24 protein-coding genes and 1 pseudogene are annotated in these 24092 nt (G+C 47.0%); 22 read left to right on the top strand and 3 right to left on the bottom strand.

The window, feature by feature from the left end; genetic code table 11:
- Positions 1–53: 53 nt before the first annotated feature.
- Positions 54–392 carry a hypothetical protein gene (locus tag CVT49_10845; protein PKK83033.1) on the bottom strand — a complete coding sequence of 113 codons (339 nt, stop codon included), beginning with the start codon at positions 390–392 and terminating at the stop codon, positions 54–56.
- A 385-nt stretch (positions 393–777) separates the two neighbouring features.
- Between CVT49_10845 and CVT49_10840 the strand changes: the two genes are divergently transcribed.
- The 4 genes from CVT49_10840 to CVT49_10825 all read left to right on the top strand — a co-directional run bounded on the left by CVT49_10840 (position 778) and on the right by CVT49_10825 (position 4062).
- Entirely contained in the window at positions 778–1539 is a 762-nt protein-coding gene (locus tag CVT49_10840; GenBank protein ID PKK83032.1) for a hypothetical protein, read from the top strand.
- An 87-nt stretch (positions 1540–1626) separates the two neighbouring features.
- Entirely contained in the window at positions 1627–2232 is a 606-nt protein-coding gene (locus CVT49_10835; protein PKK83031.1) for a hypothetical protein, read from the top strand.
- Positions 2233–2458: 226 nt separating this feature from the next.
- Positions 2459–2812 (top strand): hypothetical protein, encoded by a 354-nt coding sequence (locus tag CVT49_10830; GenBank protein ID PKK83030.1) that lies wholly within the window; start codon positions 2459–2461, stop codon positions 2810–2812.
- 20 nt (positions 2813–2832) lie between these two features.
- On the top strand, positions 2833–4062 hold the full coding sequence (locus CVT49_10825; GenBank protein PKK83029.1) for a hypothetical protein: 1230 nt from the start codon (positions 2833–2835) through the stop codon (positions 4060–4062).
- A gap of 15 nt (positions 4063–4077) precedes the next feature.
- Here CVT49_10825 and CVT49_10820 read toward each other — a convergent pair whose 3' ends face one another.
- Entirely contained in the window at positions 4078–4482 is a 405-nt protein-coding gene (locus tag CVT49_10820) for a hypothetical protein (protein ID PKK83028.1), read from the bottom strand.
- 313 nt (positions 4483–4795) lie between these two features.
- On the opposite strand from CVT49_10820, the gene CVT49_10815 reads away from it, so the two are divergent.
- The 8 genes from CVT49_10815 to CVT49_10780 all read left to right on the top strand — a co-directional run bounded on the left by CVT49_10815 (position 4796) and on the right by CVT49_10780 (position 11754).
- Positions 4796–5092, top strand: coding sequence for a GYD family protein (locus CVT49_10815; protein PKK83027.1), 297 nt, complete (start codon positions 4796–4798; stop codon positions 5090–5092).
- A 90-nt stretch (positions 5093–5182) separates the two neighbouring features.
- Entirely contained in the window at positions 5183–5911 is a 729-nt protein-coding gene (locus tag CVT49_10810) for a hypothetical protein (GenBank protein ID PKK83026.1), read from the top strand.
- A gap of 135 nt (positions 5912–6046) precedes the next feature.
- Positions 6047–6619 (top strand): hypothetical protein, encoded by a 573-nt coding sequence (locus tag CVT49_10805; protein PKK83025.1) that lies wholly within the window; start codon positions 6047–6049, stop codon positions 6617–6619.
- A gap of 66 nt (positions 6620–6685) precedes the next feature.
- A complete protein-coding gene (locus tag CVT49_10800) occupies positions 6686–7576 on the top strand; it encodes a hypothetical protein (GenBank protein PKK83024.1) in 891 nt (296 codons plus the stop codon).
- A 51-nt stretch (positions 7577–7627) separates the two neighbouring features.
- Entirely contained in the window at positions 7628–8092 is a 465-nt protein-coding gene (locus tag CVT49_10795) for a GNAT family N-acetyltransferase (protein ID PKK83023.1), read from the top strand.
- A gap of 17 nt (positions 8093–8109) precedes the next feature.
- Positions 8110–8769, top strand: coding sequence for a class I SAM-dependent methyltransferase (locus tag CVT49_10790; protein PKK83022.1), 660 nt, complete (start codon positions 8110–8112; stop codon positions 8767–8769).
- A 146-nt stretch (positions 8770–8915) separates the two neighbouring features.
- Complete coding sequence (locus CVT49_10785) at positions 8916–10505, top strand: hypothetical protein (protein PKK83021.1); 1590 nt, start codon at positions 8916–8918, stop codon at positions 10503–10505.
- 16 nt (positions 10506–10521) lie between these two features.
- Complete coding sequence (locus CVT49_10780; GenBank protein ID PKK83020.1) at positions 10522–11754, top strand: oxidoreductase; 1233 nt, start codon at positions 10522–10524, stop codon at positions 11752–11754.
- A 95-nt stretch (positions 11755–11849) separates the two neighbouring features.
- On the opposite strand, the gene CVT49_10775 is transcribed toward CVT49_10780, so the two are convergent.
- Positions 11850–12494, bottom strand: coding sequence for a hypothetical protein (locus tag CVT49_10775; protein ID PKK83019.1), 645 nt, complete (start codon positions 12492–12494; stop codon positions 11850–11852).
- Between the two features lie 509 nt (positions 12495–13003).
- Here CVT49_10775 and CVT49_10770 point away from each other — a divergent pair.
- The 10 genes and pseudogenes from CVT49_10770 to CVT49_10725 all read left to right on the top strand — a co-directional run bounded on the left by CVT49_10770 (position 13004) and on the right by CVT49_10725 (position 23621).
- Positions 13004–13987 (top strand): annotated as a pseudogene (locus CVT49_10770) (DUF1028 domain-containing protein).
- Positions 13988–14000: 13 nt separating this feature from the next.
- Positions 14001–14891: a phenazine biosynthesis protein gene (locus CVT49_10765; protein PKK83018.1), complete on the top strand. Its 891-nt coding sequence runs from the start codon at positions 14001–14003 to the stop codon at positions 14889–14891.
- Complete coding sequence (locus CVT49_10760) at positions 14888–15433, top strand: GNAT family N-acetyltransferase (GenBank protein PKK83017.1); 546 nt, start codon at positions 14888–14890, stop codon at positions 15431–15433. Before CVT49_10765 ends, CVT49_10760 begins: the two co-directional genes overlap by 4 nt.
- A gap of 31 nt (positions 15434–15464) precedes the next feature.
- A complete protein-coding gene (locus CVT49_10755) occupies positions 15465–16361 on the top strand; it encodes a hypothetical protein (protein ID PKK83016.1) in 897 nt (298 codons plus the stop codon).
- Entirely contained in the window at positions 16358–16861 is a 504-nt protein-coding gene (locus CVT49_10750; GenBank protein PKK83015.1) for a DUF456 domain-containing protein, read from the top strand. The genes CVT49_10755 and CVT49_10750 overlap by 4 nt, the downstream gene beginning before the upstream one ends.
- 210 nt (positions 16862–17071) lie before the next feature.
- Positions 17072–17500 (top strand): peptidylprolyl isomerase, encoded by a 429-nt coding sequence (locus tag CVT49_10745; protein PKK83014.1) that lies wholly within the window; start codon positions 17072–17074, stop codon positions 17498–17500.
- 182 nt (positions 17501–17682) lie between these two features.
- Entirely contained in the window at positions 17683–19539 is a 1857-nt protein-coding gene (locus tag CVT49_10740) for a hypothetical protein (GenBank protein PKK83013.1), read from the top strand.
- 112 nt (positions 19540–19651) lie between these two features.
- Positions 19652–20575, top strand: coding sequence for a hypothetical protein (locus CVT49_10735; GenBank protein PKK83012.1), 924 nt, complete (start codon positions 19652–19654; stop codon positions 20573–20575).
- 524 nt (positions 20576–21099) lie between these two features.
- A complete protein-coding gene (locus tag CVT49_10730) occupies positions 21100–22509 on the top strand; it encodes a hypothetical protein (protein ID PKK83011.1) in 1410 nt (469 codons plus the stop codon).
- A complete protein-coding gene (locus CVT49_10725) occupies positions 22506–23621 on the top strand; it encodes a hypothetical protein (protein PKK83010.1) in 1116 nt (371 codons plus the stop codon). The genes CVT49_10730 and CVT49_10725 overlap by 4 nt, the downstream gene beginning before the upstream one ends.
- The last annotated feature ends 471 nt before the right edge of the window (positions 23622–24092 follow it).

The raw sequence follows: 24092 nt of genomic DNA, 5'->3' as shown, positions 1-24092 counted from the left end.
ACCAAAAGAACAAAACCGTTGGTTATACCAGTGTCAAGAACACAACAAGTGTTTCATATGTTCTGAGACATACTGTCTCGGATCTCATGATACTGTACAGCAAGGGTCGCCCCTACAATTATTATCCCATGTAAATGATTGGGCATGATGACAAATTCATCTAAAACAATATTGGGATAACGGCGTGGCGTCATCAACCACTCCTCCCGCATCATCACCCCGGCTTCATTCAACCGCATCTCGCCATCGATCACATCACCGAACAGACATTGTTTCTCATACGTACCAATGGTAACGAAATACGCGCCTTCGGTGGCATAATCAAAATCTTTCAGACGGATGTTTCTGCGATATGGAATTTCGAGTGAATCTGCCATTTTATACTTATTCATTAAATGAATAAAATCTGTCAATCACATTATTCTTGACAATTTTCGCATCAAATCGATGGTAAATTGGTCGCGAGGGGGTATTATAGAGGAGTAATAATATAACTATGTCTAAGAGTGTGTCAAAAATGTGGATTGTCCATACCTTAATCCGGGGCAGGCTATTTTTTCGCGGGGGAACAAGTCTTGAAAATATTTAAAAACGCAAAAACAAAGCCAATTTCCTGTAACCGAATGGGACATTATATAGTACAAGGAAATATTCGTCAAAATCACCTCGAAAAAGATGGCAATTTTATTACGCCGCGTTGCACCGATAGCCCGGTGTCTCTTCCGAAGCTTACCGGACGAGATGGATTATTTCGCCTGATCCATTCTCACCAACCCAATGAGCGGGGCGCCATGTCTTGCATGCGGCCCCATTTTTCCCTTTAAAAATCTGTTAAAACATGTATCTTATTTCCCTTTGGTGCGTGAATTTCATTTTCAAGGAGGACTGATGGACATCAGGAAATGCATCGCATTGATTTCAATGATTCCCATAATAATTATCCTGGCGTGCGGGACACAGAAGGAGGCGCCGAAAAATATCTCCGATCTGGAGCTTCTGCTGTCATATATGAACGGTTCGTTTTCATCGCAGGAACAGGCCGCGGCCGATTCGAGTTATCTTGATATCCGGCTGGAGATGGTTCCGATCTGGAAAGAGCGTTCCGATGCGCACTGGCTGTATGTCGAACAGGCGACAGCGGCCACTCTCGAGACACCATACCGTCAGCGCGTGTACCGTATCAGCCAGCTTGATGACTCCACGTTCGAGAGCGCCGTTTACACTATCGAGGAGCCGCTTCGATTCGCCGGCGACTGGAAGAAAGAACTGCCGCTGGAACATCTGACGCCCGACTCGCTCAGTTTGCGCGAGGGGTGCACGATTGTTTTGAGAAAGGTTGAGGATAAGTTTGTCGGCTCGACGGTCGGGACCGGCTGTGAGAGCACGCTTCGCGGGGCCGCCTATGCCACCTCGGAAGTGGTCATCGCTTCCGACCACATGAGAAGCTGGGATCGGGGTTTTGACGCCGATGGCAACCAGGTCTGGGGCGCCGAGACCGGAGGTTATGTTTTCAGGAAAATCGAAAAGAACCCGGAATAATATTTTTTTACCGGTGTGATGTGATTGACGCATAATCAATAATGTTCTATTTTGAATAACACAAACACCACAGAAGGGAGAATTAAAATGAGGTTGGGAACGATTTTGATGCTGTTGACGCTGACGGTTCCGGCCGCGATATTTGCGCAAAGCGAAAAAGAGGCGGTACCGGAGCAGGCGCCATGGATGGAAGAAGCCATGCGGCTGTCGCAGCCGGGCCCGGAGCATGCACTGCTGGCCGGTCTTGAAGGGAAATGGGATATGACCGGCTGGATCATGCCGATGCCGGGCGCAGTGCCGATTGACTTTTCCGGCAAAGCTGTCAATGAAATGATTCTTGGAGGCAGGTTTCTGGAGATGACTTCCGAAAGCGGCGAAGGGGAGATGTACACCGAAACATTGACCATCCTTGGTTTCGACCGGCGTAGTAATAAGTATACCTTCGTTGGTTACGATACCTGGGGGACTTTTTATGTGACGGCGGCGGGCGGTTATAATGATACGACCAAAGTGATCACGATGTACGGTGAAGAGGTCGATGTTATCGCCGGCTTTACCCAGAAATATGACCAGGCCATCCAGATCATCGATAAAGATAAATTTATCCTGACGACGGTTTTTTACAACAAGGAAATGACCGGCGGCGCCGAACAGTTCAAGATGCTCGAGATCACCTATACCAGGGCCAAATAAAAAAAAGAAAACAACTTAGATTTATTTTATAAACCGGAGCGGAAGGAACCCGCCCCGGTTTTGTTTGTATCCTTAATTTTCTATTGACATTGATCTCCAAAAGCGGCAAATTAAAATAGTATTAATATTTTGGGTTATATATTTTCAGAAAATAGACGGATCTTCTCGAATATCATCATCGCCCGGCATCATTGGGAGAAGATTTAATAACCATAAGGAGGTTTATATGGGTACCTATCTCAGTACGTTCTACATTATTAAATCGGATAAGCCCGTGGAATTTGTCGTGGAGATTGGTCACGGGCAAAGGGCGGAGTCGACCGTTTACTTGAATGATTTGAAAATAGGAGATAACAAGATCGACTCATTTTCACTCGTGTTACCCGGGACAGGAAAGGACCTGAAACGTCAAATCCTGAACTGTACCACAATGGTCAGGGATGAAAGAGTCGAGACAAATGAGACCAGCGTTACCTATCAGTTAAAGGGAGGGCGCAAGGATTTCAAGGAAATGCTTCAGTCCGGCGTTGAAAAGCACGGGGATGTGAAATTTTATGTCTTTAATGTCGAATTTATCTAATTTCTAAAGGGGATGGTGAAATGAAAATAATATCTGGAGTCGGTTTCGCGCTATTTGCCATGTTATTTTTGCATTGTCCACTTTTCGCGGCAGATGCAGATAATGAGGAAAATGATGGGACAGTCTCTTTTGATATGTTGTTGCCGCCGGCATCGCCGGGTTTTGTACTAATGGGAATTGAGCCGGCTGCCGTCGAACGGCCCGGTACATCAAATGACTTGATGATAAGCATTCTTAATAATACAAACGATTTGAATAACTTCCCCAGGAACATGGCGGTGGAAATTATGCCGTACTGGATATTTTGGGGACAAAAAATCAAATATGAGGATTACTCCAGTAATAGGCCGGGTGCAAATTTGCTTCAGTCGCTGTCTTTATCATTGACGACGTCAATAGATGATGCCATTGAAGATTCGGCAGTAACATCACAAGCCGTGGGTATAAGGTTTTCATTATTTCGCGGGCGGATTATCGAAGAAATGGATAGAGAAATAGACAGTCTGTCGAGATCCCTGCTGGAGCGGTATGCTTACGAATTCTTGAGTGAAGCAGATTCTTTGGATGCTGTCAAAGAACTTGCCGCGAAAGCCATTGACATTCTCCGGAATCGGATTGAAAATGGCGGTGACAGTGTCCGCCTGGATGCCGAAATCGAAGTTTATGCAGAAATATTGGAAAAAATTTCTGCTCGAAGAACTGCTGCCGGGGAAAATGCCAAAATCAATATCGATACCGAATTTCTGGAAGACAATAAGACAATAATTGAGCGACTGCGGAAGCTGATTACTGATCGGCAACTTAAGAGACTTGGATTCAAGGCCGATTTTGCCGGAGGAATGGTCTATGATTTCCCCAATAATGATTTTGACAAAGGAAAATTCCGCCGCTGGGGTGCATGGATGACAGCCGGCTATGAATGGCGCAAATGGAGTATGCTTGGCGTTATAAGATGTCTGACAAATGATAATAATGGCGATTCCACTGTGATTGATTTCGGAAGCAGAATTATATTGGATAATGTAAAAAAACTGTCGCTATCGGCGGAAGCAATATATCGCTATTATCCCAATTTGACCGATGGGGATGATGAATACAGGTTGGCGCTTCAATTCGACTATGCCATTGCCAGGAACAAGAGCGTCTCGTTTACATTCGGTCGTGATTTCGAGGGAAAGCAGTCGGGAAATCTGATATCAATTATAAATATCATAATGGGATTCGGATCGGATCGACCCGTTATTAAATAAAAAGTCGCCGTGCGATCAGACTGTCGAGTGGGCGACGTTTTCAACCGGTGCCGGTTTCATCAGGACCCAGATCGTATATATTCCCAGAACCGTTCCAAGCGGAGAATTGAAAAGCATTATTATCCCGACAACCAGGGCGACCGGGCGGCCCCAGCTCTTTTCGTTCAATAGTCCAAACCCGCCGGCCAGACAGGGTATGGCAATAATCATCGGGATGATGATAAGCGTGGCCCAGATGATATCCATCAAAACTGCCGAAGTGATATACGGCAGCCTGTTGCCGACATAAATTGCCCCGTGAATATTGTGAAGCAGCACTTTCAGCAATCTGATGCCGATCATGGCCAGGATACTCTGGGAGACCAGCAAGAATCCGTAAATAATGTGCAGGGTCCCTAATGTTTTTATATGACGTTCCACAAAATCCTCCCGTGTGAACACGGTTCCGACATCAATGTCTGACTTAGAGTATCATTTTAATAAATAATATGTTGCCTGTGATATCTGCCCTTATTACGGTTCCCCGGGCGACAGAGTTTCGGTTTTCATGAAATATATTTTGAGGGCGCATTATCTTACAGTTAAGACAATGATATTTATCGAGTTAATAATCTTTTGCTTGTCGGATTTTCAAATATATTATATATTATAATGGAACCGGGATACTGGAATATCATCGCAGATTGACCAAGCTTAATATAGAAAATCGAGTTTTCAATAAAGGAGGTTTGTCATGCCGACTTACGTGCTTATGACCAAGCTTTCGCCCGAGGTTTCAAAGCAGATAAAGGACCGGGCGAAAATCGGCCGGGCCTGGCTGGACCAGGTTCGGGAGAAATGCCCCGATGTAAAATTCGTGGCGCATTATGCACTTCTGGGGGGATATGATTTCATGGATATTTATGAGGCCCCCGACCCGGAAACGGCGGCGAAGGTTTCGATGATATCGCTGGCTCACGGCGCCTTCGAATCGCAGAGCTGGACGGCGATACCCTACAAGCGGTTCCTGGAGTTGACGGAGGAGATATAGGTGGGAAGGTTTTCAGTTGGTGGCCTTGACGAGAACATTATAGAATAGCGAATTAATTCCAAAATATTTTTGTTAAAATTTGGAGGAGAAGTGAAAATAAAGAAACATATTGGGCTTATTGCTGCTATTGTTGCCATTCTTGCAGGAATTGCCACAATAATTACATTGGTGATTAATATTATCGACATGAAAGATAATAATAGAATTCTAAGCGATGATTTAGGTAGATATCATGATCTCGTGATTACACTTGTCTCGCAAAATAAAATTAATATCGGTGATGTATCGACATATCTGCCGGAGAAAGAAACGGAAATTATCGCGAGACAAGCAGCTTCTCAAATGCCACCATTACCGATGGATATTGACGCCTACTTTTCTTGTTCTGGATTTACGGGAGATATGGCCAATTCGCATATGGGTATAGATGTTTCGCGGACATCTGAAAGTATAAAAATTGTGCTTGAACATGCTTTCGGTAATAGATTGCAGGTATATTGGTTGTATCCTGAAAACAACTGGGGTGATAAGCCGGGTCGATCATTATCAGGAATTAATCGGCTTGTCTTTGAGGCTAAGGGTAGGTGGGGTAACGAGGTCATTGAATTCAAATCAGGTGGACTCCGCGATCTCAATTATAAGGATTCGTATGAAGTCTCCATGGGTAGAAAAGCCTTATCCATGACCTGGCAGGAATTTAAAATGGATTTATTGAATCAGGATTTGTCCAATGTGATAAGTGCGTTTTCATTGGTTTCATTGAAAGAAATTAACGGGGGAGAATGTACTATTTTTCTGAGAAATATAAGATTTGAATAAATGGCAAATGCCAAATTATTCCGCGGTTTGCCGTCAGAATGATTTGGTCAATTCTCTCCGAGAATTGACGTCAAGAATGATATGCAACAAGGATTCGAATTGTTTCTGCCGGACCACATAAAAGGAGGTGCATATATGACAAAAAAAATGGGCATCATGATGACACTCGCATCTGTCTTTCTTTTGATGTTTGCATGTTCGGGGCAGGACTCGGTCGGACTGCTCAAGAAATATGAGGTGACATACAACAGCCACAATGTGGACAATATCATGGCGCTGATTGCCGATGATGCCTCGTTCATACTGGATAACCGGGCCCTGAACGGGAAAGCGGCCATTCGCAGCCTGGCGGAATACGATTCGGTGCTCGATGTCCAGCTTGAGTTCCGCAATATGAGCACCGAAGGTGATTCGGTTCTGTTCGATGTCAGGGAGATCAACGAGTGGCTGAGACTGGCCGGCATCGATGAATATCATTACCGGAGGTGCGTGGCGGTATTCGAAGATGGTTTGATAAAAAGAATCGAGGCCAAAACCACCGAGGAAACGCTGGCTGATATCGGGAAAGTATTTCAGGAAATGGCCGAGTGGATTCCCGACAGCCTGGCTTTTGAAATAAACGACCTGCTTCAAAGCGGTTATAGCGCGAGGTCGGCCGAGCGATGGAAAGTAATTCTGCAACAGTGGCAGAAGGATAGAATGAAATAGACAGATTGAAACTACTCGGTTCAAGTAGCGTATGTACGTGAGTAATGAATTTTGGAAGGTGGAACCGTGAAAAAAGAGCTCATATTAGCCGTATTTTTTATTTCGATTTGTTCGGGAGCAATTCAGGCCGGGTCATATGGTTTGACGGTCAATGATTATGGTCTCAGTTTCGGCAACTCAAGTTATCTGAACGGCATACGGTTCAATCTGGTTGACAGACATGTCAGAAATGTGAACGGACTGAATATTACGTTCTGGAACCCGGATGAAAATCCGAATTTTGTCATGAATGGTTTGGCGCTGGCAGTGGTAGCGCCGTCGATGAGCAGACTGACCGGTGTGGCAATAGGGGGAATTGCCGGGGTTGCGGATCGGGTCGATGGACTGGCCCTGGCCGGAATAGGATTGGCGGTTGATACCGTTAATGGTGTGGCCATCGGCGGGATAGGTCTTGGCGGGAACAGTATTCACGGATTCGCAGCCGGGCTGATTGGATTGGGTTGCGATGATTTGCAGGGTATCGGCATCGGGGGGATCGGTGTCGGCGCGAGTCAAATTAAGGGCATCGTAATCGGAGGCATCGGCACTGGAGCCGATATTATCCATGGCCTTGCCATCGGCGGAGTGGGCGTCGGCGCGGATGAGATCAAAGGAATTGCCATCGGCGGTATTGGCGTTGGCGGGGATGAAATCAGCGGTCTGACGATCGGAGGAATCGGTATCGGCGGCGACTATATCAGCGGCCTGCAGATTGCCGGTCTTGAAATCAAGGGCCGGGAGCTGAAAGGAGTCAAGATTGCGTCGTACTGCCATGCCACGAGGGATATGATTGGAATATCAATCGGTCTTTTAAATTTCGCGAAAAATCTCAGGGGACTGCAGATCGGGATAGTTAATATTGCCAGAAACAATCCGGCGCCTTTTAAGGTCCTTCCCATATTCAATTATCACAAGTAGCCAGGTTATCCCGAAAACAAATCCGTATGGTGCATCAGGGCGAATAACGTAATGTTAACGATAGTTGAATCCTACGATAAAGAGTCGCTTGAGACCGCCAAATTGCTAATAGCCGAATATGCGGAGTTTTTAGGGTTTGATCTTAATTTCCAGGATTTTGCGGAAGAGATGGAAAGTTTTCCCGGGAAGTATGCGCCTCCCGGCGGCTGTCTGCTTCTGGCCAGGGATGGCGACAGAATTGCCGGATGCATTGCCCTTCGCAAAATGGACAATGATACGTGCGAAATGAAGCGGCTGTTCGTCCGCCCGGAATTCAGGGGACACGGGGCCGGACGCAGACTGGCAGAGGAGCTTCTTGCCCGGGCACGTGAGATAGGATATAAAAAAATGCGTCTGGACACAGTGCCGCAGCTGGCCTCGGCGATTGCCCTTTATGAAATAATCGGTTTTTACGATATTGAGCCATATTATCATAACCCGGTTCCGGGAGCGCGGTTTATGGAACTGGAGCTTTGATTGAATTACAGGATTGAATGAGTGAATTTATGGAAGATTACTACAATCTCAGAGCCGGAGAATATGAGGAAATATATAACCGCGATGATCCGGTTCGTCAGGCGGAGCAGAAAAAAATCGCCGAGGCTGTCAAAAGGTATTTTGACGGTCGGAGGGTGCTTGAGGTCGCCTGCGGAACCGGATACTGGACGAAGTCCTTATCGGAAACGGCCAAGTATATTTGTGCCGTCGATAATTCACCGGAGATGCTGGCCCGAGCAAAGGCCGGAAAGTACGGTTGCCCGATTGATTTTATGCTGGAAGATGCCTATAGTTTGAAGTTCAAGCCCGGGTATTTTAATGGGGGACTGGCCAATTTCTGGTTCTCGCATATACCGAAAAAGGCGATTGAAAGTTTTATGGAGTCATTTCATCGAGTCCTTGGACCGGGCGCCCGTGTTTTTATGGCTGATAATGTATTAATTCCGGGTTTGGGCGGCGACCTTCACCGGCCGGAAGGCAGCCCGGACACATTTAAACTGCGGAAGCTGCAGAATGGAAGCGAGCATCTGGTACTGAAGAATTATTATAATCCTGAACAACTTCTGGAAATATTTTCCAGATACAATTCTTCATTAAGTGCAGAAAATATCTTTTATGGCGATTGTTTTTGGTATATATTTTATGAGTTAAGTTGATACTATTAAATCGGAGTCAGCTTCAAATTGCGGCTTTTTATAAAAATATCTTTTCTCTTCAATACTTCAAAAATAAATATGAATAAAAATCGCCTGGCGGCGTTTCTGAAATATAATTTTGATGAGTATAATTTATCGGGGGAAATATGTTCGCTCGCAAACATGTGACACTCAGGATAGCCTTTTTCGCTGCTGCCTGCGGTCTGTTATTCAATTTTGCCGTGGTAAGGGCGCAGGCATTGGATGGTGATTCGGGTCTTGTTTTCGGCCCGCATGAGATCGGCTTTATGACGATTGAGAAATATGACTATACCAGAAGTTTTATGCCGAAGTATGATTATGACGGGCAACTGCTGTCGGAGGAACGGGCTCGACCAATACAGGTTTGTATCTGGTATCCTGCGGCGGGCTCGAGTGAAGCGGGATCGATGGTTTATGGCGAGTACGTATATCCATATCCCAATGTCGGCAGGTTCAACATCCTTGTTGCCGGTATGCAGGCCAGGGAATTGAATTATCTGGCACAGCTCACGAATAATAATCGCGCCATGGTGCAGGATTTCATGAACCTGAAAATGAAGGCGGTAAAGGATGCGCCCTATGCGCAGGGAAAATTTCCTCTGATCATATATCATGCCAACAGTATGGCCGGCTTTTCGGAAAATCTGGTGCTATGTGAGTTGCTGGCGAGTCATGGATATGTCGTTGCCACGACACATTCAATGGGAGTCAGGGTATTTCACCCTCAGCCCACCGAGGCCGATATTGAAGCCATGACACGCGACAAGGAATTTGTGTATTCAATTGTCAGGGATATGGGGTTTGTGGATAGGGACAAACTGGGGCTATTGGGTATTGGATTCGGGGGATTGACCGCGTTGATAATGCAGATGCGCAATAAGGAGGGCGACGCGGTCGCGGTAATCGAGGGTTCGTTTATATCGGATGATTTTATGAAATACTCGGGGTCGAATCCGAATTTTATCTATAATGATATGAGTGTTCCCATGATGCTTGTTTTCGGTAAGGACCAGGCCGGTCATGATCTGTCGGTTCTTGATTCGCTTAAATATTCCGACCGATATATTCTTGCCTGTGATGGCATGACTGGAAACGATTTCAGTCATGCCGTTCTTTTTGCCTCGCAGGCTTTTATGGAAACTACTCCAAGATCGGCGCAAATCTGCACGCGCTACGGGTCCGCTTGCCGGACAATACTGGAATTTTTCGAGGCCGTTATCGGAAAGAATGCAGACAAGCTCCGGACATTCAAAGACGGACTTTCGGATTCGGAATCGGCCGATTTCACGTTTATGGCCGGATTGGACCTTCCGCCCCTCGAGGCTGAATTTGTCAATATCATCAGAAATGAAGGAAGTGCGCGCGGAGTAGAGCTTTTCGAGAAATTCAGGCTGCAGGATCCGGACTACCGGATCTTTCGCGAAGTGATGATGAATGCGCTTGGTTATGAAATGCTCCAGTCCAATCGGCTCGATGATGCGGTTCAGATATTTCGATTGAATACCATTGCCTATCCTAATTCGGCCAATTGCTGGGATAGTTATGCCGATGCGCTTACGGCATCGGGCGACAATGATGGGGCGCTTAAATGTTATGAGCAAGTCATGAAAGTGCTGCCCGGTGATACAGCCATCGATCCCGGAATGAAAGAAATTATTCTGAATAATGCCAGGGATCGGCTGGGTTTGAATCAGGAACAAGGAGAGTCAAACTAATATATATGGGGGTATTATGACGATGTCGAAAGCATCATCGGAAATCAATCGGCGGAAATTTTTGACCGCCGCGTCGGCCGGTATCGTCTCGGCCGGAATTGCAGGGCTGGTGCCGTCCGCCGTGCTGGGGCAAGTAACTGAGAAAAAAGAAACGGCGGCGAAAAAGGAAGTCATTCAGCGGACCCTGGGCCGCACCGGGCTGAAGATGCCGATTATCAGCATGGGCATGATGAATGCCAATAATCCCGAAGTCGTCCAGGCGTCATATGAGATGGGCGTCAGGCATTTCGACACTGCCGCATATTACCAGTATGGAAGCAACGAGCAGATGGTGGGAAATGTCATCAGTAAGCTGAAGGTTCGCGATAAGGTAATTATCGGCACCAAAATACATACGCCGGGGCAGCGCAATGGGCTCGATCCGGAAGAATCAAAGAAGAAACTGATTGCCAATTGTGAAGCCAGTCTTCAGCGGCTTAAAATGGATTATGTCGATATTTTGTATTTGCATGATGTCTCCGATACCGCGGATGTTAGCAATCCCGGCATAGTTGAGGGGATGAAGCTGCTGAAGGATCAGGGAAAAGTGCGTTTTGTTGGTGTTTCGACGCATTCGAATATGACCGGCATTATCAATGAAGTGACACGGCAGGGAAGCTGGGATGTTGTCCTGACGGCCGTCAACTTTACAATGGCCGATGACGTCGATTTGCTGATGGCCATAAAAAATGGGGCGGACAAGGGAGTCGGGATTGTCGCCATGAAAGCGCTGGCCGGGGGCGGTCGCTGGCCCAATCCGGAATCGCGCCGTAATTACAGCAGTTCGACCATTGCCAGAGCGGCACTGAAATGGGTGTTGAGAAATGAAAGTATTACTACAAGTATTCCCGGATATACCAACTTTGAGCATATGAATGAAGACTTCTCGGTGGCCTTCGATCTTGATTATGCTCCCGAGGAAAAGAAATTCCTGGAGGATAATCAAATCAAGCTTGGTTTTGGTTTCTGCAGGCAATGCCGCGGCTGTCTGGCCAGTTGTCCCAACGGCGCCGATGTTCCCAATCTGATGCGGACGCATATGTATGCCGCGCAGTACGGCAATTTTCATCAGGCCCGCATTACCCTGGACGATATACCGAGGAGATCCGGCCTGGATGCATGCCGCAATTGCGATACATGTATGGCCGGTTGTGTCAACACGGTCGATATCGGGCGGCGTATCGAGGAACTGAAGCTGATCTATTCCTAGACCGGAAATTAAACTTCATAGAAGTGCGGCCGATCGGAGATAACTCCCGATCGGCCGGTTTTATTAAGGAACCTGGTCATTGAAATCATTCGCTGTCATTTGCAGGTCGGGAACGGGCCGCCCTTATAAAGATAGCTGACCAAATATGTGCCGTCCATGAGATTGACAATGCCGTCGGAATTGACATCACAATTTGCGAGTTGGCCAGGCGCCGGGCCATGGCGGTACAAATAAATCATCAGAAAAATAACATCCATCAGATTAATATTGTCATCGTTGTTGATATCGGCGCATAAGAAATATGCGTTGGTATAAATGTTTGACACTTCCGACCAGTTGCCGGCATCATCGACCGCCCTGATGGCGAAATAATAGACGGAATCGGGTTCAAGGCCCTGAATGGTAAAGCTGTCCAGATATCCGGCCGGACGGGGATAAGGGACCCCCGGGCAAAGGGTGGCCTGGCCCCACCAGGCGAGTGTATCGACTCCACAATTTTTAAAGGAACATCGAATTTGATATGAACTGGCCCGGCCGATAGAACCATCATCACCGGGTGCGGTCCAGTGAAGTGTGACCGAGGTGCCTTCCATGCTAACGGTGGTTAAGGCAAAAGATGGTTTAGCAAGCAGTAAACAGAGAATTGCGGGAAAAATGAGGATAATAAAATGGCGGGTAAAATAGAGGTGTGTAATAGACCTGCGGGTCATGGATGCTGCCCCTTTGTTTAAAGATTCCATTCTTTCAAATTCTTCGCGAGTAAGCGCTATTTTTTTCAGCTCAGTTAAATTTCACCGTTACCATTAATCGATAGGCTGTTTACTCCGGAATTTGAATGAAAAGAGCCCCAATGCCGGACATGCTTCAACCGTCATGGCACTGGAGCGCCAAATCACAAAAGGACAGCAGTATATACTGCAGTTGTTGTCAACCGTTTCCATAGTTTCCGGCCGATATATAATGAATTATGCGCATTGATGCAAGAAATATGTTATATTATTCACAAATATTGCAAAAATATTTGTCCGTAAGTTTCATAAATACATAGAGTTATGGTATAATTAGGGAAATAGAAATCTATAATAAATAGTATATTATTAATCCGGAGTGTATTCGCAGCAAGATTCTGATTGACTTCGAGGTTACATTCTTTTATCAAGCTGACATATAATTCTATGATCGAAATCAAAGGAGAAGTATCATGAAAAGATTTTATTTGATTTGTTGTCTTGCACTTAGCCTGACAGCAATGATGGTGATAACGAGTGAAGCGGCATCATCCACCGATCCTGTCGACACCCTGTCCGCTCAGGTGGATTTAACTGATCGCCAACCGCTTATCTCTACTTTTTCGATTGTGGGGCGTGATCCGGCCACCGGTGAACTGGGTGTGGCAGTGGCCTCGAAATTTTTTGCGGTCGGCAATGTCGTGCCGTGGGCGAGGGCGGATGTCGGGGCGGTAGCGACGCAGGCGTACGCCAATACGACATTTGGCTGGCGCGGGATTGACTTGCTCGAGAGCGGTTTAACTCCCAAGAACGTTCTGGATTCGCTCTTGAAGACAGATGAGAGTCCGACCCGCCGCCAGGTTGGGATTGTCGCGGCCGACGGCAGTTCGATTACCTACACCGGTGATTCATGTCTGTCCTAGGCGGGTGGAAGATCCGGCCCCAATTATGCGATTCAGGGAAATATTCTCGCCGGTGAAGATGTTGTTATGGCGATGGAAAAGGTCTTTCTTGCATCTGAAGGGACTTTGGCCGATCGTCTTTTCAATGCCCTGGTAGCGGGCGAGTCGATGGGAGGCGATTCCCGCGGCAAGCAATCGGCGGCAATGCTGGTGGTTAGGGCAAAGGCCGGGTACGGCGGTTATACCGACCATGCCATCGATATCCGTGTTGATGATCATCCCGAGCCGTTCAAGGAACTGGGGCGGCTGTTGACCCTGGCGCAGACGAATTATGCCTGGAATGATGCCTGGACCCTTTTCACCGAGGAGAAATATACCGAGGCGCTGGAGCCGATGGAGCGGGCGGCCCGGCTGGCGCCGAATTATGCCGAGGTTCTTTACGACCTGGCCTGCATCCGGCTGGCGGCCGGCAAAATAGATGGCGCCGTCGAGGCGATCACCAAGGCGCTGGCGCTTAATCCGAAACTTAAAAAGCAGGCGGCCGTAGATAATGATCTGGCGGGATTGAAGGGCAACCCCGTTTTCGAGGCACTTCTAAAATAGCAGGAGCAATCTGATGATCGGATGTACTTTTTTTATTGCTGATGTTTTTGCCGAGGATAAATTTGCCGGCAATCAGCTGGCGGTTTTCATAGACGGATCATTTCTGGCCGACGGCGAAATGCAAGGCATCGCACGCGAGATGAATTATTCGGAAACGACTTTTATTTTGTCTGATCAGGAGCGCGACGGTGGTTATGATGTCCGGATTTTTACTCCGGCCGCGGAGATGCCGTTTGCCGGACATCCCACGCTGGGTACTGCTTATATCATTCAGCAGGAGATTATCCGCAAAAAGGTCGAAAAGGTGAATTTGAATTTGAAGGTCGGACAGATTCCGGTCACCTTCAGCTATATCAATGACAAACCCGACATTCTCTGGATGAAGCAGAATACGCCGGAATTCGGAGAGGTCTGGGACCGGAACGAAATTGCCCCGCTGCTCGGGCTCGATGTTGAGGATATTGACGATAGATTTCCGATAGAAGAAGTCTCTACCGGTGTTTATACCAGTATCGTGCCGCTCAGAACCATCGATGCAGTCAGAAGAGCCAGGATTTCGGTCGGGGATTTTCTTCATTTTGTCCATGATAAAAGGTCCAAAACGGTTTTAATTTTTTGCCCGGAGACCTTTCACGAAGAGAATGATTTGCATGCCCGGTTCTTTGCCGACTATCTGGGAATTACCGAGGATCCTGCGACCGGATCGGCCAATGGGTGTCTGGCGGGGTATCTGGTCAAACATAAATATTTCGGAAAAAGCGATATTGATATAATGGTGGAACAGGGTTATGAAATCAAAAGGCCGTCGCTGCTCATGCTGAGAGCGGGTCTCAATGGCAGGCTGATTGACGTGCATGTCGGCGGCAGGGTGCAGTTGATGGCGAAGGGAGAGCTGTATCTATGAAAAATCAGCCGACCCTGACAACCGACAGGTTGATATTGAGACCTTTTTCTTTTGATGATGCACCGGCTGTCACGGAACTTGTCGGCGCTTATGAGATAGCATATAACACCTTGATGATACCGCACCCATATGAAGAAGGCATGTCCGAGGAGTGGATAAGTACGCACCAGCCGGATTTCGAGGCCGGCAAAGGTGTGACTTTCGCCATAGTGCAAAAAGACGGCCTGGCCCTGGCCGGCGCCATCAGCTTACACATTAATAAACTCAGTGAACGCGCGGAGATGGGTTATTGGATCGGCGTGCCGTACTGGAATAAAGGTATTTGCACCGAGGCGGCCGGGGCAGTTCTGGAATATGGTTTCAGCAAACTGCAATTGAATCAGATTTTCGCAACACATTTTGTTCGTAATTCGGCTTCGGGAAAAGTGATGCAGAAAATCGGGATGAAATACATCGCCTGCCTGCCGCAATGGGTCAAGAAGTGGGATGAGTATCTCGATCTGGAACTGTATGCTATTTTGAAAGATGAATTCAAAAAATAGCCTTAGCACTATTCAGGATGATTAATCTCGAATGGATATAAAAAAGAAACTGCTTCCTTTCGTCAATTCGACCATGATTCCCCTTGTGGACAAAATACCCCTATTGCGGAGCCTGTTTTCATACGTTGGGAAAAATGTCTGTGCCGACAGTTATCGCGACCTGCGCCGGAAATTCATCAAAAACGGCGAAGGCTCAAAATGGGACGTCAAGCTTCGAACCGAAATAATTCTGCGTTTTGAGGTGGTCGATGCCATGGTACCATCACAGACGACGCCTGCCGACGGTCTGATGCTGGCCGAGGCGCTGTTGTCGGTTGGGGCCGAGGGCGCGGTGGTCGAATGCGGCTGTTTCAGCGGTGCGAGCACGGCCAAGTTGTCTATTATAAGCAAGATCACCGGACGGAAGCTGCATGTGTTCGACAGTTTCGAGGGACTTCCGGAAAGCGCCACCGGTGATGCAAGCGATTTCAGCATACAGAAAGCCGGCGAAGGAACCGACTGGCGGCCGGGAAGCTTTGCCGCTGGACTGGAACGGGTGAGGGACAATGTTGAGAAATATGGTGAAATCTCGGTTTGCAGTTTCTATAAAGGATGGTTCAAAGATACTTTGATTTCCGAAAATCTGCCTGATAAAATCGCCATGGCCTTTACCGATGTCGATTTGCCGGAATCGGCGAAAGAATGCCTGGCGGCCATCTGGCTCACACTGGCTGAACGAGGTATTTATTTTACGCATGATGCCGCTTTTATTAAGGTGCTTTTGACGGTAATGGATGAGAAGCTCTGGCGGGATAAACTGGGTGAATTTCCGCCGATTTTATTCGGCGCCGGGTCGGGTTTGGCTCATTCGGCGCGGCATCTGGGCTTCGCGGTAAAAGGAAAAGGTCTTCCGGCTGAGTACTATAAAAGCCTGACAATAGAAAAATGAACATGACCTGGTATGAAGTCATATATTTCATTCTGGCACTGATTGTCATGCTGTTCGGTTTGATCGGGGCGGTTCTTCCCATTATCCCCGGCGTCCCGATAATTTTTGCGGCCTTGGTGATATATGCAGTGCTGACCGGTTTTGCCACGATCAGCGGGCAGACGATTGTTATTTTTGCCGTTTTGACGGCGGCCTCGATACTGCTGGACTGGCTGGCCGGTTCGCTGGGTGTCAGGAAAATGGGCGGCTCCACAGCCGGGATGATCGGAGCCGTGCTGGGCACGATTGTCGGGTTGTTGATCCCCGGGGCCGGATTGCTCATTTTTATTTTGAGTGCCTTTGTCGGGGCGGTCGTTTTTGAAATGATGGCCGGCAAAAAAAGCCGGACGGCATTGAAGGCGGGGCTGGGCAGTTTTATCGGATTTCTGGCCGGGACCGTCATTAAACTGGCCATCGCGGTGATTATGATTGTTTATTTCGTCTGGAGCATTCTATTTTGAAAGTTTGGTATCGCAATTTTATAATTTTTCAAAAACCTCTTGTTTATTTATCAATTTATAATTAAAGTAAAAAAACGACCCGACTTCATGCTGGTTTAAGGCATTATTCCCTTAACCTTGTTCTCCATATCAAGTTTAGCGGATGTTGCTGATATAATCAGAAGAGTTAAAGGTGAGATTTGTTATTTTAAATACATTTTGGAGGTTTTAATGAGCCAGGTAAAAGAAGGCAGTAAGGTTAAGGTACATTATGTTGGCAAGCTCGAGGACGGAACCGTTTTCGACAGTTCCGAAAATCGTCCGCCGCTTGAATTTGAGATCGGCAAGGGAAACGTTATAACGGGGTTCGAGACCGGGGTAATCGGTATGGAACTGAATGGCAAAAAGACCGTGACAATCGTGCCGGATGACGCCTATGGCCATCACCGCGAGGAGCTTATGGTGGAAGTATCCAAAGGCGATTTTCCCCCGGATATCGATCCCAATGTCGGACAGCAATTGCAGATAAAGAGACCCGATGGTCATGTTATCGATGTTACTATCACCGGTGTGGAAGGCGACAAAGTGACTCTCGATGCCAACCACCCTCTGGCCGGGAAAACGCTTATTTTCGAGATCGAACTGGTTGAAATAGCCTGATTATTGCCCTCCTTTATTTGGGAATTTGAGTAAATTCTATTATGAAGGGGGGTATTTCTTTGCCCGGAATTATTATTTTCGATTATTAGAAACATTATTAGACAATCATCGTAGATTCGGCTGTATGTTTAGCAAAAACGTGTACAATTACAACGACCTTTTCATGAAACCGGAGAAATGAAATGAAAATCAGCAGGATAATGCTGGCGGTGGCGGTTATTGCCGGCACAACAGGTCTCGGCGCAATTGCCGGGGCCGATCTTAGTGATCCCTATCAAATCGTTAATAAAAATCTTGAAGCAATCGGCGGACTTGATAAATTAAAGGCCGAGAAAACCAGTTATTTCGAAGCGGCAGTTTCAATGGCCGGTTTGGAAGGAACCATCAAGCAATGGGGCATGGAGCCGATTCTCACGCGCCAGGAATTCGATTTAAAAGTCTTTAAACAGATTTCCGGGGACAACGGTGATTTCAGCTGGGTGGTGGACGGCAACGGCAAGCTTCTGGTTATTAAAGACGAGGAAAGCCTGAAACGTAGAGAAATATCGAAGCTGAAAGCGGCCTTTGATTTCCTTGACCGGGATTCCAAAAATTTCAAATTGATTTTCGAGGGAGTCGAGCAGGTAAATGATATTGAGTGTTATGTTATCAAGACAAGCAACAGTATTAATGATGATCTATCCTTTGATTACTATAGCACGGCCGATTTCATGCTGGTTAAATCGGTTGAAAAACATCCGGACGAGGAGACCAGCATTCTTCACTCGGATTACAGGGAAGTAAACGGCATTAAAAGGGATTTTGCGCAGGAAATCGAGATTCTTCCCGTCGGGCAGCAAATATCAATGAGAGTCGAGAAATATGAAACCAATCTGGATATAGACCGGAGCCTGTTTGAGCCGCCGGCCGAAGATGTCCGGGATTTTGAATTTACCAATGATGAGAATGCCGAAAATGTTCCGTTTCAATATATCGGTGAACATATTTATCTAATGGTAAATATTAATGGCCGGGAAAGACTGTGGGTGCTGGATACCGGGGCCAGTATGACGGTCCTGACGACCAAATATGCCGAAGAATTGGGGCTCGAAATAAAGGGCAATATGAAAGGATCCGGTGCCGGGAACACGGTGGAAGTTGCTTTTGCGACCCTGCCGCCGTTCAGCCTGATGGGTATAAAATTCAGTTCCCAGCAGGTGGCAGTTATCGATATCTCTCAATTCTTCGACAAATACGGTCTGGATGTGGCCGGTATTCTCGGATATGATTTCCTGTCGAGGTTTGTGACTAAAGTGGATTATGCCAATCAAACCCTGTCATTCTATGATCCCGAGAAATTCGCTTACAATGGAAACGGCACCATCCTGAACGCACCGTTAAGAGAGAACATGTTCAGTGTCCAGGTTACTATTGACGGTAAGTACACCGGCCAATGCACCATGGATCTGGGGGCCGGTTCGACCAATTTCCACTATCCTTATGCGCTGGATAACGGATTTCTCAACCGTCCCGGCATTGACAGGCTTGGTATGGGAGCCGGCGGGGAGTTCCAGGAAAAGGAGCTTCGTTTTGAGAGCATCGAATTCGGAGGCTATACTCTTGAAAAGCCGCTAATCGACATCGCCGCCACCGAAACCGCGGGAGCCTTTGGTTCAAAGGAACTGATGGGCAATCTTGGCAATCCCCTGTTCCGCCATTTTGTGCTGTATCTTGATTATAAAAATCAGCAGGTCATGGTCGAAAAGGGGCAGGATTTCGATCGGAAGTTTGCCGAGGATAAAGCCGGTTTCCAAATCTGGCTGAATGACAAGGGTCAGTACGAAGTGCGGAATGTTCCGGCCGGGACTCCGGCGTTTAAAGCCGGATTTATGAAGGGCGACATAATCAAGTCGATCAATAACATCGAGATGCGGTTTTTAGGCGGATATTTTACCGTGGTCGATCTTTTCAAGGTTGAAAGCGGCACTCAGTATGACTTCCTTGTTGAGCGAGACGGCGTGGAAAAGAAACCTAAATTGACCTTGAAAGAATATTTGTAATATAAATTTACACAGACCGGCAAAAAATTAATTGCGATATTTCAAGAGTTCTCTTATCTGATAGTCAGGCTTGCCGCCCGGGGCAGGCAAAAGACAGAAGGAGGGAAGCGAAATGAAATACTCGCATATAAGAATACCAGTTTACATTGCCGGCCTTTTATTATCGGCAATAGCCATGTCGCTCATTTCCGCCTGCTCATCCGATTCGGGCGACATGCAGAATCAGAATTTCGGCCTGATCCCGTTAAAGAAGGATTGCTTCGGAAAAGTCGTCAAATTTTCCACGCCCGAGAGTTTTATTTTTGATGAAACATCGAATTGCTATTTCATTTCGAATATTAATGGTGACCCCTTCGGCAAAGACGACAACGGCTATATTATCAAATTGGACAGCAATTTCAGGTTAATCGATAACTATTTTATTGACGGCCGGTCGGAACAGGTTCAATTAAATGCTCCGAAGGGGATGGCCGTTTTCGATTCAATTTTGTATGTGGCCGATATCGGTAATGTGCGGGCCTTCGAAGTCTCATCCGGCCGGCAATTGTCCGGGATCGATTTCTCACCGTTTAGGCCGAAATTCCTTAATGATATGGCAGTGGATGCAATTGGCCGCCTGTATGTATCCGATATGCTCACTGACAGGATTTTCATGGTAGATACAACGGGTGAAATAACGGAAATTGCCGTCCTCGAATCGCCCAATGGCCTGCTTTGGGACAAGGGTGGTTTCCTTTATGCCGCCTGCTGGAGCCCGCCACGTATCGCGAAAATTGCATTTAGTGAGACAGTGCGGGATATTTTGACTGATGAAAATTTCGGGCAGTTGGACGGGATAGATGTGGACCGGCGCGGCTCCCTGTACTTCTCCGATCACCGAAAGGGTGCCATTTATAAATTCGACCCGGTCAACGCCCGCCTTGATACTGTACTTACCAATATGGGATTGCCGGCAGATATTTCAATAGACCGCAAAAACAACCTATTGCTGATACCTGATTTTCGGGGCAGTTGCTGCGTTTATAAGTTGAATTGACATTTTTTCCTGGTCATAATCGCAAATCGTATGACGCCAATGCGATAAGGGCGAAAACAGGCCTGATACCGGTTTCCGCCGCTTTGCCGGTGGCATTTTATACTTGACTTCCGAATTTGTATAGTATTACTTATAAGCAATACGGATTTGGTTTGAGATAGCAGTTAATCTGACAGCCCTGATTTGGTCATGCTATCTTTTTTCTGTCCCGGAATTTGCAGCGCTAAAATAACTTTAAAACTTCGAGGTAATTACCGACCCTTAACCAATTACCAATATTGTACAGGTACCGGAAAAATTGTTTGTCAATATGAGAGTGTCATTAGAAGTAAAATGGCACATGCATTTTATCTACCGCTCAACCCTTTGACCACATCTGAGGAGGTGAGACAATGCTATTCTTGGTCGATCCGGACAAGCCCACACTGAATGTGTGCACGTTTGACTGCAAGAAGTTCTGCAAGGGAGTATTTTATCCGCTTTATGGCATCGAGATCTAATCCCCGCTGCAAAACTTTATCAGCATGGAAAGGGATTTTTCCCTTTCCATGCTTTTATCCGGGGAACCTGGAGTATCATTGAAGAAAATGGCTACTTTATCACGATATAATCATATCCAACCCTGGAGGGATCAATATTTTATCGTCTATAATGCGTTCACCGGCGCCGTGGCGCTGTTGGATCATGGAAATCATAAAATCTATAATGATATAATTGAAAAAATAAAAATCCGGTCCGATCCTGAATTCACACCGAAAGAACAGGAACTTTTCAAGCAGATGGAATATGCCGGGATGGTTCATCCTGATCACTATAGTCAGCAGGAGGAATTAAAATTCCTTCATCATTTTGCCCGCTATGGTGGCACCGCTCTCGGTCTGGTGGTTGCACCGACGATGGCCTGCAATATGGCTTGCGAGTATTGTTTCGAAGGCAATAAGAAGGGGCGGATGTCGGACGACACCATTAGGGAAATTGAGGCTTTTGTAAAAAAGGGCGCCGACAGCATCGGCCGTTTCGATGTCACTTGGTACGGCGGCGAGCCGCTGCTGGCCATGGATATTATAGAGCGGCTGTCCCGCAAATTTCTTGATCTCGGCAAAGAACATCGTTTTGCGTATAATGCCGATATCATCACCAACGGCTACCTGTTAAGGCCCGAAATTGTCGATCAGCTGGTGGAGTGGCATGTCGGCGTGGCCCAGGTTACGCTGGACGGCCCGGCCAGACATCATAACTACAAGCGCCGCCTGAAGAACGGCGGTCCCAGTTTCGAAACCATCATTGAAAATTTGAAATATGCCGTAGGTAAGCTTAATATAAGTATTCGAATAAATGTCGATGAGAAATTCAATATCGAACTTTTGGGCGAGTTGCTTGATCAACTGATCGAAGCCGGCTTGAGAGATAAGGCACTGTTATATTTTGAATTCCTGGAACCTATTAATTCGGTTTGCGCCAATATCGCCGAGACCTGCCATACCACCCGGGATTTTTCCCATGTCGAGGTGGATTATTACCGTCTTCTGCTGGAGAAGAATTTCAAGATTGACAAGCTGCCGTCGCCGATGATGATGTACTGCCTGACGCAATGTCTGTCCGGATTTGCGCTGGATCCTGATGGCGACGTTTACCGCTGCCTGAATACGGTCGGCGATAAAGCCAAATCCATAGGTAATATCAGAGAGAAAATTAATTACATGCACCCCAACTTTTTGAGTTTTTTCAGATTCAATCCCTTTGAAGATTCGGAATGTCGGGAGTGCAATATTTTGCCGCTCTGTCTGGGTGGATGCCCCATGAAGCGAGCCGAGCGGGGACTCACGAAAGATGAACTATGTGACAGCTGGAAATATAATCTGCCTGAGATGCTGGAAGTGATAGCGCTTTCCAAATACCGGCAGTTGAAACCGGAGATGAAGGAGCAGTTATGAGTGGCTATACGTTTTATCCCGCTACCGTCGTCTGGGAGATCACCTTTGCATGCAACATGCGCTGTTTGCACTGCGGCACCGCGGCAGGAAAGAAAAGACCGGATGAACTCACGACCGATGAGGCGCTGGCTCTTATCGACGAAATGGCCGATCTGGGCACGAATGCCATTATTCTCTCCGGGGGCGAACCGCTGATGAGAAAAGACTGGAGAGAACTGGCCGCACGAATTGTCGCCGGAAATATGAAAGCGGGCCTGATTACCAACGGTTATCTGGTCACAAAGGAAATCGTCGATGATTTTGAGCGGCTGGGCTTCAGTACGATCGGGGTCAGTTTTGACGGGACCGAAAAAACGCATAATTATATCAGGCAGCGCGATGACAGCTGGTCGAAGGCATTGAACGCCATGAAGTTGATGAGCGAAAACGGCAAGGTCCGTTGTGAAGCGGTAACGCAGGTCTCCAATATCAATTTCGAGGAACTCGACCAGATCAGGGACCAGTTGATCGAGGTCGGCTGCCCGTTGTGGCGCGTTCAGATGACCACCAGCACCGGCCGCATGTGCGAGCAGAGCGATCTGGTTCTCTCTCTTGATAATTATCCCAAACTTATCGAAAAATGTCTCGAATATACCAAAGAGACACGCCTGAGTTTTGATCTCGGCGAAAATATCGGCTATTACGGCTGCCAGGGGCAGGAACTTTGGAAGGACCGGCGGTATCTGGGGTGTTTTGCCGGAACGCGGGTGCTTGGAATAGAATCAAACGGAGATATTAAGGGGTGTCTCTCGATGCCGGAGAATTTCGTGGAAGGCAATATTCGGAACTCCTCACTGACCGAGATCTGGAATAATCCCGACGGTTTCGCCTATAATCGCAAATTCAACCGTGACATGGCCGAGGGAGAGTGTCATGACTGCAAATATCTGCCGCTCTGTCGCGGCGGCTGTACGGTGACATCATTTTCCGCGACCGGCTGCCGGGCCAATAATCCGTACTGTATTTATCAGATAGAAAAGCGGCAGGGCATCAAATGCGAGGATACGCCGCAGGTCAGGGAAATGCTGGAGCCTTTCCGGGAAGCCATGACCGATATCTTTGAAAAGGATTGATGGGAGACCGTGCCGCCTGCGGGATACAGCAAAGGTATGACTGAAATGAGATAAGTGCGGCTAAATCTCTGGCGGACAGCCATATTTTGATATGAGGACAGGACTTCAGCTTGTCCTTTTTTTAATATGTCGAAGATACCGGCAATTTATACTTGACAGTCCTGAGCGTATAATTTACCTTACATGCACCAAGGCGCGGATTTTTGGATAGCATTCGGCTTTGCAACCTGAGAATTTTACCGCTATCTTTTTTTGCCTTGAGTAATTGCAACACTGAAAAATAATTAACCTCAAATTGGGGTGATGCACTTCGATCAACCACTGTTTGATTACCTTACATTGTAGAGCAGTACAGCAACATTATAGGGTGTCATTTATAAAATTTATGACACCGGCATTTCTTCAACCACCGAACCATTTAATTAATTGGAGGAGGTGAGACTATGCTGTTTTTAGTCGACCCCAACAAAC

The organism is candidate division Zixibacteria bacterium HGW-Zixibacteria-1 (assembly GCA_002838945.1).
Taxonomy (GTDB): Bacteria; Zixibacteria; MSB-5A5; order GN15; family PGXB01; genus PGXB01.
Note: the sequence above shows the minus strand (reverse complement) of the source record. Positions and strands in the feature narration are given on the sequence as shown.